The organism is Pseudomonas sp. M20, assembly GCF_045037865.1.
GTDB lineage: Bacteria > Pseudomonadota > Gammaproteobacteria > Pseudomonadales > Pseudomonadaceae > Aquipseudomonas.
Genome location: NZ_CP173611.1, coordinates 975,590 through 987,967 on the forward strand (window position 1 = coordinate 975,590; position 12,378 = coordinate 987,967).

At 60.0% G+C, this 12,378-nt stretch carries 11 protein-coding genes; 2 read left to right on the plus strand and 9 right to left on the minus strand.

The annotated features are described in order from the left end of the window. Nucleotides 1–6: 6 nt before the first annotated feature. Nucleotides 7–474 carry a hypothetical protein gene (locus ACI514_RS04440; RefSeq protein WP_405123138.1) on the minus strand — a complete coding sequence of 156 codons (468 nt, stop codon included), beginning with the start codon at nucleotides 472–474 and terminating at the stop codon, nucleotides 7–9. A 454-nt stretch (nucleotides 475–928) separates the two neighbouring features. Here ACI514_RS04440 and ACI514_RS04445 point away from each other — a divergent pair, with 454 nt between their 5' ends. Both ACI514_RS04445 and ACI514_RS04450 read left to right on the plus strand, forming a co-directional pair. Then, nucleotides 929–1,864 carry a chemotaxis protein CheV gene (locus ACI514_RS04445; RefSeq protein WP_034155209.1) on the plus strand — a complete coding sequence of 312 codons (936 nt, stop codon included), beginning with the start codon at nucleotides 929–931 and terminating at the stop codon, nucleotides 1,862–1,864. A 167-nt stretch (nucleotides 1,865–2,031) separates the two neighbouring features. After that, on the plus strand, nucleotides 2,032–2,838 hold the full coding sequence (locus ACI514_RS04450) for an MOSC domain-containing protein (RefSeq protein ID WP_405123139.1): 807 nt from the start codon (nucleotides 2,032–2,034) through the stop codon (nucleotides 2,836–2,838). A gap of 69 nt (nucleotides 2,839–2,907) precedes the next feature. On the opposite strand, the gene ACI514_RS04455 is transcribed toward ACI514_RS04450, so the two are convergent. The 8 genes from ACI514_RS04455 to ACI514_RS04490 all read right to left on the minus strand — a co-directional run bounded on the left by ACI514_RS04455 (nucleotide 2,908) and on the right by ACI514_RS04490 (nucleotide 12,260). Then, nucleotides 2,908–3,192 (minus strand): pyrimidine/purine nucleoside phosphorylase, encoded by a 285-nt coding sequence (locus ACI514_RS04455; RefSeq protein WP_003226701.1) that lies wholly within the window; start codon nucleotides 3,190–3,192, stop codon nucleotides 2,908–2,910. A gap of 105 nt (nucleotides 3,193–3,297) precedes the next feature. Further along, the gene (locus tag ACI514_RS04460) at nucleotides 3,298–3,840 is read right to left on the minus strand and encodes an exonuclease domain-containing protein (RefSeq protein WP_405123140.1); all 543 of its coding nucleotides are present in this window, start codon (nucleotides 3,838–3,840) and stop codon (nucleotides 3,298–3,300) included. A gap of 70 nt (nucleotides 3,841–3,910) precedes the next feature. Next, entirely contained in the window at nucleotides 3,911–5,872 is a 1,962-nt protein-coding gene (locus ACI514_RS04465; protein WP_405123141.1) for an acetyl/propionyl/methylcrotonyl-CoA carboxylase subunit alpha, read from the minus strand. 118 nt (nucleotides 5,873–5,990) lie between these two features. After that, the gene (locus ACI514_RS04470; protein WP_405123142.1) at nucleotides 5,991–6,788 is read right to left on the minus strand and encodes an enoyl-CoA hydratase/isomerase family protein; all 798 of its coding nucleotides are present in this window, start codon (nucleotides 6,786–6,788) and stop codon (nucleotides 5,991–5,993) included. Then, on the minus strand, nucleotides 6,785–7,942 hold the full coding sequence (atuD, locus tag ACI514_RS04475; RefSeq protein ID WP_405123143.1) for a citronellyl-CoA dehydrogenase: 1,158 nt from the start codon (nucleotides 7,940–7,942) through the stop codon (nucleotides 6,785–6,787). Before atuD ends, ACI514_RS04470 begins: the two co-directional genes overlap by 4 nt. A gap of 31 nt (nucleotides 7,943–7,973) precedes the next feature. Next, entirely contained in the window at nucleotides 7,974–9,590 is a 1,617-nt protein-coding gene (atuC, locus tag ACI514_RS04480) for a geranyl-CoA carboxylase subunit beta (RefSeq protein ID WP_405123144.1), read from the minus strand. Between the two features lie 3 nt (nucleotides 9,591–9,593). Beyond that, nucleotides 9,594–10,463 carry an SDR family oxidoreductase gene (locus ACI514_RS04485; RefSeq protein ID WP_405123145.1) on the minus strand — a complete coding sequence of 290 codons (870 nt, stop codon included), beginning with the start codon at nucleotides 10,461–10,463 and terminating at the stop codon, nucleotides 9,594–9,596. A 12-nt stretch (nucleotides 10,464–10,475) separates the two neighbouring features. Next, nucleotides 10,476–12,260, minus strand: a complete 1,785-nt coding sequence (locus ACI514_RS04490; RefSeq protein ID WP_160058876.1) for an acyclic terpene utilization AtuA family protein — start codon at nucleotides 12,258–12,260, stop codon at nucleotides 10,476–10,478. Between the last annotated feature and the right edge of the window lie 118 nt (nucleotides 12,261–12,378).

A 12,378-nucleotide genomic window follows, 5' to 3' on the forward strand; every position in this document is an offset into this window, starting at 1 on the left:
TGCTGATCAGGCTTGTCCCGAGTAGGGCAATTGGGGCAAACTTTTGCCCGTCCGTGGCGGTTGAAGCTGGCTTTGGCCGACCTGGACGGCGAAGGCTTCGATCAGCGAGGTCTGTTCACTTTCATCCAGACTCAGTTGCCCGGTCTGCTGATCGACCAGTTCAAGCTGCCAGGCCATCAACGTGAAGCAATCCTGCAGTGCTTGCAGAGCCTGCTCGTGAAGATCGATACGATCCTGGGGCAGGTTGAGCAGACTGTAAATATGCAGAGAGAACTCGGAGATCGCCTCCAGCGCCAGGGCTTCAGCCCTGCGTGCGAGTTTCAGGAGGGTGCCGAGCATGCACTCGATGGCGTCCTTGTCATTGCTGATCAGTTGCAGATGGCTGAGGCATTCTTCGGACTTGGCCAGGAGTTGTTCGGCCTCGACAAGGAATTCGGGGAAGCGTTGTACCCACTCTTTGCGGTCCATTGGCATGCTTATCTCCACCACGTCATGTCTGATGAGGGAATGCCGTGTGTGACGACGATCATGAATCGTCGGGAGATCGCGCCCAGACGTGCAGGTGCACAGGCTGAGGGGTTCCAGAGGGGTTGTTTCCACTGAACTGCGATCGCACACAATAGCCTGACTCCGTTCATGCAATGAGAATGGCGTCACATTAATGGCTATTGGATATTGCGAATATCAGGTTGGGCCTGATTGTTACTAGGGGAATCCCTTAGGCGCGGGAACCTACCGTGCAAACCGAGGTCGCGCCGCAGAGAATGTAGCAGATGAAAATCACTGCGCCAGTAAAGCATGATGTTAATGTGACATCAATGCCCGATCATGGCATTTTTGACGGGGTCTGGTTTGGCAATCAAGAACCGCCATTTGCCGCCGATAACCTCACATAGTGAATTCATCAGTACAAGCCCAGGAGTCATTGATGGCCGGCATTCTCGACACGGTAGACCAACGCACGCAACTGGTGGGTGAGAATCGCCTGGAAATTCTCATGTTTCGACTGGCCGGGCGCCAGTTGTTCGCGATTAACGTGTTTAAAGTCCAGGAAGTCCTGCAGCTGCCGAAACTGACTTTGATGCCGCAGCGTCATCCGTTTGTGTGCGGTGTGGTCAATCTGCGCGGTCAGACCTTGCCGGTGATCGATCTGTCGCAAGCGATCGGCATGCGTCCATTGGTGCCTGGGCCGAACAGCACGATCATCGTCACCGAATACAATCGCTCGGTACAGGCTTTCCTCGTAGGCGGTGTGGACCGCATCGTCAACATGAACTGGGAAGCCATTCTGCCGCCGCCGACCAGCGCCGGGCGTCAGCACTATCTGACCGCGATCAGCAAGGTCGACGATCAACTGGTGGAAATCATCGACGTCGAAAAAGTGCTCGCTGAAATCGTCCCTTACAACGCCAAGGTCTCGCGCGACAAACTCGATGATCCCGTGCTGGAACGCGCCCGTGGCCGTGAAGTACTGCTGGTGGACGACTCCAACGTGGCACTCTCGCAATTGCGCGACACCCTCGGCCAGCTCGGCGTGAAAATGCACATTGCCAGCGATGGTCTGAAGGCACTGAACATGCTCAAGGCCTGGGCCGATACGGGCGTGAACATGACCGACAAGCTGCTGATGATCTTCACCGATGCGGAAATGCCGGAAATGGACGGCTATCGCCTGACCACCGAAATTCGCAATGACCCGCGTCTGCGTGGCTTGTACGTGGTGCTGCATACCTCGCTGTCCGGCAGTTTCAACGACTCGATGGTGAAGAAGGTCGGCTGCGACAACTTCCTCTCGAAATTCCAGCCGGACAAACTGGTCGACGTGGTGCGCCAGCGTCTGATGCTTGACGAAGTTCCGGCCTGACCACACACCCATTGTAGGAGTGAGCCTGCTCGCGATAGCGGTGTGTCAGCCCCGAATCATTACCTGACACACCGCTATCGCGAGCAGGCTCACTCCTACAGTTATTGCTCTTTGATTCCTGATCAAGCTCGTATAGGGTGGCGTTTTTATTCTCCAGGGAGCTGGCCATGCTGCGTCTGAGCGCGCTTTATCGTTACCCGTTGAAATCCGGCAAAGTCGATGTTCTGCAACGCGTCGACCTCGACAAGCTGGGCCTTGATGGCGACCGACGCTGGATGCTCGTGGACGAAGCGAGCGGTCGGTTCCTGACCCAACGCGCCGAAGCGAAGATGAGTCAGTTGTCGGCCCTGTGGAATGCGCAGGGCGGTCTGACCCTGAGTGCGCCGCAACAGTCCTCCATCGACATCGCCTTGCCGGAAAATGACGCCGAACTGCGCGGTGTGACGATCTGGCGTGACACCCTGCGAGTACCGGACGCCGGTGATGAGGCCGCGCGCTGGGTCAGCGATTTCATCGGTAAACCGACCCGTCTGGTGCAGGTGCCGCTGAATCGTGCCCGCACCACACAGGCTGGCTATGGTAACGATGATGATCAGGTCGCGTTCGCCGACGGGTTTCCTTTGTTGTTGATCGGCGAGGCATCCCTGCAGGATCTGTCGCAAAAGGTTGGACGACCGTTGGAAATGTTGCGTTTTCGGCCGAACCTGGTGATCGTAGGCAGTGAGGCCTATGCCGAAGACAGTTGGAAGCGCATTCGCATTGGCGATGTCGAGTTCCGCGTGGTCAAGCCGTGTTCGCGTTGCATTCTCACCACGATCGACCCGCAAACCGGGGAGCGCAGTGCCGATCGCGAGCCGCTGGCCACCTTGCAGAAGTATCGCGCCGAGTCCGATGGTGCGATGTTCGGGCAGAATCTGGTGAATGACAGTAATGGTCGACTCGAAGTCGGCATGCCGGTGGAAATCCTCGAGTAACCCACGCCTGAAACGAAAATGCCCGTGTCCTTGGACACGGGCATTTTTTATCGCGGTGAAACTGTGGCGTTAGCCGCGGTATTCGCACAGGTAAGCAGTGTCGACCGCCACCTTCAGCTGGAACTTGCTGTTGGCCGGAACGTTGAACTGGCTGCCGGCGGCGAAGGTTTCCCAGTCGCTGCTGTCTGGCAGTTTGACGGTCAGTGCGCCAGATACAACGTGCATGATTTCACGCTGAGCGGTGCCGAATTCGTATTCGCCCGGGGCCATGACGCCGATGGTCGCCGGACCTTCAGCGGTGCCAAAGGCGATCGACTTGACGGTGCCGTCGAAGTACTCGTTGACTTTAAACATGGGCGATTCCTCAAAAGGGGCTGAAAAATGGAGGGGGCCAGTATGCACAAGGCGTTCAACGCCGTCACCTGCCCGGCTTCTGTCTGGTGAGTTCTCGAATTGACTCTAGAGTGGCAAGACCAGTGGCAACAACCGCGCGGTGTTGCGCGCATCTTCCAGCGCTCGATGTTGCTGACCACTGAACTGCATGCCAGCCAGTTGCAGCGCACCGTTGAGGCCCAACGGCCGCTCCAGGCGTCGGGCCTTGGCGAAGCGTTGTTTGAGGTTCATGTGCGGCACCTTGCTCAAGCCACTGTCGATTTGCAGACGCTGCCACTCCTGCAACAACTGCTTGCGGTCGTAATCGCCCCAACTGGCCCAGCCTTCGAGGCGCGTCTGATGTTGCGCGAGCCAGCGTTCGAACGCCGGCCAGACTTCGGTCAACGGCTGCGCCATGTCGATATTGGCCTGGGTGATGTGCGTCAGTTCACGACAAAATGGCGTCAGCAACGGCCGCCGCGTCGGTTTGACGAAGCGCTGGAAGTGATCCTGCTCGCGTCCGGCGCGATCGACCAAGGTGGCGCCGATCTCGATAATTTCCATTTCGGTGACCGGCCAGCCACCCTCATCGGTGGTGGCTTCCAGATCTATGACCAGCCAGTGGGGCATCGCAGGGTTCCTGATTTCCGCGTTCTGATAACTCAGAGCGTAGTCAAAACCCGCAAGCGTGTGTGGGTGACTACTCGACCTGCAACAGAACCTGACGATTTTTTACCTGATCGCCGACCTTGACCTGCACCCGCGTGAGCACGCCGTCGATGCCGGCCTTGAGCGGGTGCTCCATTTTCATTGCCTCCAGTACCACCAGCAACTGACCTTTGCTGACCGGGCTGCCTTCGCTGACGAGAACGTCGACGATGGCACCGTCCATCGGCGCTTTCAGGGTGCCAGAGCTGACGCTGGTCTGACTGTCGATTACCGCGTGAGTTCGATCCTCCAGGCGCAGACTGCCGGGGTGGGTGAACAGCCAAAGGTGCCCGTTAACCAGTCGATACGCGTGACGCTGGCGCAAACCGTCGATTTCCAGTGTCAGCGACTGCGCGTCCTGATCGATGAGTGTTAACTCGAGCGTGCGCTCGGCAACCTGCACGGTGAAGGCGCCTTGCGCTTGCGCGAGCAGTTGCGCTGTCCAGTTCTGATCATCAAGTCCGAGCCGATAATGCAGCGGCACACTGGCATTGTTGCGCCAGCCAGTGAGCTGCGCGCGATGGGCCAGGGCGCTGGATTGATAGAAAAGCACTGTTGCGATCGCCAGTTCCTCGGCATCCGGAATGTAGCGGTGCAAACAAGGGTGTTCGCTGAAGTGCCGGGCAATGAACGCGGTACTGAATTCGCCGCTGATGAACTGCGGATGTTGCAACAGGCTGGCCAGCAAGCGTTGATTGCTTTGCACGCCCAATAACACCGTGTCCTGTACCGCGCGCAACAGTTTGCGCCGGGCCTCTTCGCGAGTGGCGCCAAAGGCGATGAGTTTGCCCAGCATCGGGTCGTAGAACGGGCTGATCGATTGTCCTTCCAGCAAGCCATGATCGATTCGTGCGCCGTGTTGAAGCGCTGGCTCCCAGGCTTCTATGCAGCCGGTTTGCGGCAGAAAATCCTGTGCTGGATCTTCGGCATAGAGTCGCACTTCCATGGCATGCCCGTTGAGCTGGACCTGGTCCTGAGTCAGTGGCAACGGCTGTCCCTCGGCGACCAGCAATTGCCACGCGACCAGATCCAGTCCAGTGATCAGCTCCGTCACCGGATGCTCGACTTGCAGGCGTGTGTTCATCTCCAGAAAGTAGAACTGCCCACGCGCGTCGAGCAGAAACTCCACGGTGCCGGCGCCGACATAGTTCACTGTGCGCCCGGCCTTCAATGCCGCTTCACCCATGGCTTGGCGCAGTTCGGCGGTCATCACCGGGCAGGGCGCCTCTTCGATGACTTTCTGGTGGCGGCGCTGGATCGAACAGTCGCGTTCGCCGAGATAGATCAGGTTGCCGTGCTGATCGCCAAACAACTGCACTTCGACGTGCCGTGGTTCGATCAAGGCCTGTTCGAGGATCAATTCGTCGCTGCCGAAACCGTTCAGTGCTTCGGAGCGAGCGGTGCGCAGTTGCGCCGGCAAGTCAGCGGCGCTGTGCAGCAGACGCATGCCGCGCCCACCCCCGCCGGCACTGGCCTTGATCATCAGCGGATAGCCGATGCGCTCGGCTTCACGCAGGAGGGTGGCGTCGTCCTGTTCGGCACCTTGATAACCGGCGATGCAGGGTACGCCGGCTTCGAGCATGGCGATTTTCGAGCGGCGTTTGCTGCCCATCAATTCGATGGCTTCGACGCTGGGGCCGATGAAGATCAGCCCGGCTTGCTCGCAGGCGCGGGCGAACTCGGCGTTTTCCGAGAGAAAACCGTAGCCGGGGTGGATGGCGTCGGCACCACTGCGGCGGGCGGCGTCGAGAATGGCCGGGATATTCAGGTAGGACTGCTGCACCGGCGGCGGGCCAATACGCACCGCTTGATCGGCCATTTTTACGTGCAGGGCATCGGCGTCGGCGTCGCTGTAGACGGCGACGGTTCGGTAGCCGAGGGCCTGGGCGGTGCGCTGGATGCGGCAAGCGATTTCACCGCGGTTGGCGATCAGGATTTTTTGGATGGCAGGCATGGTGATCTTCCTGAGTATTTGGCGGTGGATTGGCTGGCCTCTTCGCGAGCAGGCTCGCTCCCACAAGGGGTTTGCGTCGGTCACAAAACCTGTGGGAGCGAGCTTGCTCGCGAAGCTTTTAAGAGGCCCATCGAGGTTTACGTTTCTGCATGAAAGCCATGGTTCCCTCCACACCTTCGTCGCCAGTCACTGCTTCGCTGAACCAATGCGCAGCCTCATCGAGCAAATCACTCGAAGGCTGCCCGGCACTGGCCAACAGCAATTTCTTGGTCATCGCATTCGCCTCCGGCGCGCAGCACAGCACATGCTGCAACACCTCATCGAGCCGCTCGGCCAGCGCTTGTGCATCCTGCTCGACGAAATGCACCAGCCCCAAACGTCGTGCCTGATGCCCATCAAATCGTGCAGCCGTCAGCGCCAATCTTCGGGTTTCGGTCAGACCGATGCGCTGCACCACAAACGGCGCAATTTGCGCCGGCAACAAACCAAGGCTGGTTTCCGGCAGACCGAATTGCGCCTGATGGTCGGCAATCGCGATATCACTGACACACGCCAGTCCGAAACCGCCGCCAAGCACCGCGCCTTGCAGCACCGTGATCAATACTTGCTGCGCGTGCTGCGCTTCTTCCAGCAGAGCCCCGAAAGCGCGATTCAGATCGCGGTAAGCCTCGGAGCCCTGAGCGCGAGCGCTGGCCATATCCTTGATATCGCCGCCAGCACAGAAATGCCCGTTGGCACCGCTGAGCACCAGAGCCCGCACTGTGCGGTCATCGCGCACGGTCGTCAGCACCGCGCGCAACTCGCTGACCATTTGCAGGCTCATTGCATTGCGGCTATCGGGGCGATTGAGGGTGATGTGCAGCACGCCGCCATGCAGCTCCAGCAGGAGCGTCTGGCAATCCGGCAGGCCGCTCACTTCTTTTTCCCAGGCAGGATGCCCATCAGTTTGCAGATAATCCCCAGCATGATTTCGTCGGCGCCACCGCCAATCGATACCAGCCGCACATCGCGGTAGGCGCGGGCCACCGGGTTGTCCCACATAAAGCCCATGCCGCCCCAATATTGCAGGCAGCTGTCGCTGACTTCGCGGCCCAGACGTCCGGCCTTGAGCTTGGCCATCGACGCCAGCCGTGTCACATCCTGACCTTTCACGTATTGCTCGGTGGCCTGATAGACCAGCGCGCGCAGGCATTCGATTTCGGTCTGCAATTCGGCGAGGCGAAAGTGAATCACCTGATTGTCGATCAGCGCATTGCCGAAGGTTTTGCGCTCCTTGCAGTACTCGATGGTGCTGTCGACGCAGTATTCCAGGCCTTTGATCATGTTCGCCGCGCCGAACAGGCGTTCCTCCTGAAACTGCAGCATCTGCATCATGAACCCGGCGCCTTCGTGGCCGACGCGGTTACGCTGTGGCACGCGCACGTTGTCGAAAAACACCTGGGCGGTTTCCGAACTGCGCATGCCGAGCTTGTCCAGATGCGAGCTGAGGCTGATCCCCGGCGTGTTCATCGGCACCATGATCAGCGACTTGTTGATGTGCGGTTTGTCGTCCGAGGTATTGGCCAGCAAGCAAATGAAATCGGCACTCGGTGAGTTGGTGATCCACATCTTGCTGCCGTTGATCACGTAGTCGTCGCCGTCCTTGCGCGCGGTGGTTTTCAGCCCGGCGACATCAGATCCGGCGCCGACTTCGGAAACGCCGATGCAGCCGACCTGCTCGCCGGTGATTGCCGGGCGCAGGAATTCTTCGCGCAGTTCATCGGAGCCGAAGCGGGCGAGGGCGGGCGTGCACATGTCGGTTTGCACTCCGATCGACATCGGAATGCCGCCGCAATGAATGGTGCCGAATTCTTCGGCAGCAACAATCGAATAGCTGTAATCGAGGCCCATGCCGCCGAATTTTTCCGGTTTGGAAATGCCCAGCAAACCGAGGTCGCCAGCCTGGCGGAAAATCTCGTGGATCGGGAAGCGTCCGGCCTTTTCCCATTCATCGACGTGCGGATTGATCTCGTGCTCGACGAATTGGCGGACGGTACGGCGCAGGGCTTCGTGTTCCGGGGTGAAGATCATTTTTTATTATTCTCCGTAGGATCCGTGGCGGTCAGAACCGGCTGACGCCGAAGCTGTTGGGTTGCAGCGTGCGAATGTCGGCCTCGTGGCAGATATCCAGCAAGTAGCCGAGCAGGGTGCGCGTGTCGCGCGGATCGATCAGCCCGTCGTCCCACAGGTTGGCGCTGCCGTAGAGCGCGGTGGACTGGCTGTCGAGTTTCTGCGCGGTGACCTGTTCGAGCATGTCGAGCATTTTCGGGTCTGGCGTCAGGCCGTCCTTCAACTGTTTGGCTTCGGTAACGATGCGCAAGACTTTGCCGGCCTGCGCACCGCCCATCACCGCCGTGCGGCTGTTCGGCCAGGCGAAGATGAAGCGTGGATCGAGTCCGCGTCCGCACATCGCATAGTTGCCGGCACCGTAGGAGCCGCCGACGACCATGGTCAGTTTAGGCCCCCGTGCATTGGCTACCGCTTGAATCAATTTCGAGCCGTGTTTGATCACGCCTTGCTGCTCGGATTCGGTGCCGACCATGAAGCCGGTAGTGTTGTGGAAAAACAGCAGCGGCGTTTGGCTCTGATCGCACAACTGAATGAACTGCGCGGCCTTGCTCGCACCGTTCGGGGTGATCGGGCCGTTGTTGCCGATGAAACCGCAGGCGCGGCCCTGAATCTTCAACTGGCCACAAACGGTCTGTTGATCGAACTCGCCCTTGAATTCGACGAAGCAGGATTCATCGGCAATGCGCGCGATGATTTCGCGCACGTCATAAGGTTTTTTCGGATCATCCGGGATCAGCCCGAGCAATTCTTCGATCGGGTAAAGCGGTTCTTTGTATTGCGGCTCCGGCAGCCACGGCAGTTGCTCGTTCCAAGGCAGCATGCGCAGGATTTCACGTACCTGGCGCACGCCGTCGGCATCGTTTTCCGCGAGGTATTCAGCCGTCCCGGCAACCTGCGCATGCATCTCTGCACCGCCCAGTTCTTCATCGGTGGCGACTTCGCCGGTGGCCGCTTTCAGCAGTGGGGGACCGGCGAGAAACAGCTTGGCCTTGCCGCGCACCACCACCACGTAATCCGACAGCCCTGGCTGATAAGCGCCGCCCGCCGTGGCCGAGCCGTGCACCACGGTGATCTGCGGCAAGCCCATTGCCGACATCCGCGCCTGATTGGCAAAACTGCGTGCGCCTTCGACGAAAATCTCGGCGGCGTAGTTGAGATTGGCGCCACCGCTTTCGGCGAGGGTGATCACCGGCAGTTTGTTTTCCTGAGCGATCTGTTGCAGGCGCAGGGATTTTTTCAGGCCGCTCGGCGAAATGGTGCCGCCCTTGATCGCGCTGTTGTTCGCCACGACCATCGCGCGAATGCCGCAGACGTATCCGATACCGGCAATAAGTCCGCCGCCGGCCGAGCTTCCATCCTTGTCGTCGTGCAACTTGTAGCCGGCGAGGCTGGCCAGTTCGAGAAACGGTGCACCGGGATCGAGCAACAGGTTCAGGCGTTCGCGCGGTAGCAACTGCCCGCGTTTATCGAATTTCGCCTTGGCGTCGGCCGCTTTGTTCAGCAGGTTCTGTTCGAGTTGCTGGACTTGCTCGATGGCCGTGAGCATCGCCGCACGGTTGCGCGCGAAGGCTTCGCTGTGCGGGTCGAGCTGGGACTGAATCTGCGGCATGGCTTACTCCTTGTCCTTGAGGACATCGGGAAGGTAGGCCCGGTGAAAGCCGTTGAACGACTCGCTGTGAGTGGCCTTGTGCAGTGGCCATGCACGGCTGCCGAGGCTGGCCGCGCCATCGATTTTCAGCGTGCTGCCACTGATGAATGCCGCCGCCGGGCTGAGCAGAAACACGATCGCCGCGCTGACTTCCGATTCGGTGCCGATGCGCTTGAGCGGCACATGTTCGCGCAGGGTTGGAATCACCGCTTTGAACGCAGCTTCATAGGTGTCCATACCACTGGAGGCGATCCAGCCCGGCGCCACCGCGTTGACCCGCACCCCGGCATAACCCCATTCAAACGCGGCAGTCTTGGTGAAATTGTCCATGCCCGAACGCGCCGCGCCGGAGTGGCCCATGCCGGGCATGCCGCCCCACATGTCGGCGAGCATGTTGACGATGTTGCCGCCGTGTTTGCTCATCGACTGGTTGAACACTTCCCGCGCCATCAGAAATCCGCCGACCAGATTGGTGCGCAATACGGTTTCGAAACCTTTCTGATTGATCGAGGCCAATGGCGATGGGTACTGGCCGCCGGCATTGTTGACCAGACCGTGAATCGGCCCGTGCTCGACGATCAGCTCCACGACCAGTTGTTTCACCGCTTCTTCATCACGGATATCGCAGGCCTTCCAGTGTGCGCGGCCACCGTCCTCGGCAATTTCCGCGGCGACCTTTTCCAGCTTTTCCGGCTTGCGCCCGACCAGCACCACGTTGGCGCCGAGCGCTGCCAGTTCATGCGCGGTGCAGCGCCCGATGCCGCTGCCGCCGCCGGTGACGATGATGGTCTGGCCGCTGAACAGATCGGCGTTGAAAATCGACGCGTAAGCCATGCAAACCATCCTCTAGTCGAGCTGTTCGGCGATGCTCTGCGGCACCGGGATCTGGATTTCCAACAGTTGTTGGGCGAAGGCCTTGCCTTGCGGATCAATGCGCAGACTGGCCACGCCACCACCGCCGAGAGCGTTTTCCAAGAGAAAATTCAGACTGTGGGTGCCGGGCAGATACCAGCGTTCGACCCGGCCGTGGATCGGATCGAGCACATGGCTCATCCAGTCGACAATGACGGACGGGGTCAGCGCTTCGGCGATCCACGGCAGGTATTCGGGTTTGCGCGGCAGCACGCCGATGTTGCTGTGGTTGCCTTTGTCACCGGAGCGCGCCACGGCCAGTTTCACCAAGGCCACGCTGGCATCGGCGCGGCCCTGTGGTTTGGGCGGCTGATGGGGCAGAGGTAAATCATTGCTGTCGAGGCTGCTGAGTGAGGGCAGGGCACACGGATAACGTTCACCGGCCATGTCGATGCGCAGCGAGCAAGCGCTTTTGTCGATCAGAAAAGAGAACAGACGAATCAGCGGATACACCGTGGGTCGCCCACCAACGATGCCGGTCAGCCCCGGTGCCATGCCGGTGGCGGCCTGGGCGATTTCCCGGGAGAACAGCACCAGTGCCTGTTTATTCGGGTGACGCACGGCGAGTTTGATCACCACTTCACGGCTGTCGTGGCGCTGGCCATGGGGGCCGTAGGTGGCTTCGCTGCCGAGCAATTCGATGTCGGTTTCGCTGTAGGGCGGCCAACCGCGCTGGCTGAACATTTCCGCCGTTTTGGCGATGATTGCCTGACTGACCCGCCGCGCCTTGTCCACCGCATCGATACCGGCGATCAGGCAACTGGCGGTGCAGCGAAAACCGTCCGGGTACGTGGCGCTGACCTTGTACTTGTCGCTGGGTGGCAGGCCTTTGGCGCCGTGCACGTGCACGGCGTTTTTGCCTTGTTGCTGAAGTTTGACCTGAGTGAAATCACAGACCACGTCGGGCAACAGATAGGCCTGTGGATCGCCGACTTCATACAACATCTGCTCGCCGACGGTCAGCGGTGTGACCAGTCCACCTGAACCTTCGGGTTTGCTGACGATGAATTGGCTGTCGGCGCTGACCTCAACGATCGGAAAGCCGATGTGTTCGTAATCCGGCACGTCGCGCCAATCGGTGAAGTTGCCACCGGTGCACTGCGCGCCACATTCGATGATGTGTCCGGCCAGCGCGGCCTGGGCGAGTTTGTCGTAGTCGTGCCACGACCAGCCGAATTCGTGCACCAGTGCGGCGCTGACCACGGCGCTGTCGACCACGCGCCCGGTGATGACAATGTCGGCACCCAGTCGCAACGCTTCGACAATGCCCGGCGCGCCGAGGTAGGCGTTGGTCGACACGCACATCGCTGGCAGCGGGGCGCCGCTGAACATCTCGGTGACGCCGTTAAGTTGTTTGAATTGTGGTTGCAGGTCATCGCCGAGCAGTACGGCGATTTTCAGGTCGATGCCGGCCTTGTCACAGGCCGCTTGCAAGGCGTTGGCGCAGGCCTGCGGATTGACGCCGCCGGCATTGCTGATCACGCGGATGTTCTGCTCGGCCAACTGTGGCAGCAGGGGGGTGAGGATTTCGATGAAGTCGCTGGCGAACCCCGCCTGCGGGTCCTTCATGCGTGCGCCGGCCATGATCGACATGGTGATCTCGGCGAGGTAGTCGAACACCAGATAGTCCAGTTCGCCGCCTTCCACCAGCTGCGCGGCGGCGGTGGACGTATCTCCCCAGAAAGCACTGGCGCATCCGATGCGAACGGTGGTGGGCATTTTTATCTCCGACTCAGCAACCTGCGACAGAAGTGTCTTGAGGCTACCAAGCAAGCGCTTGGTTTGTAAACGGTTGAAACTATCTTCTGCCCAAGCGCTTGCTTGGTTGCCGCTGGCG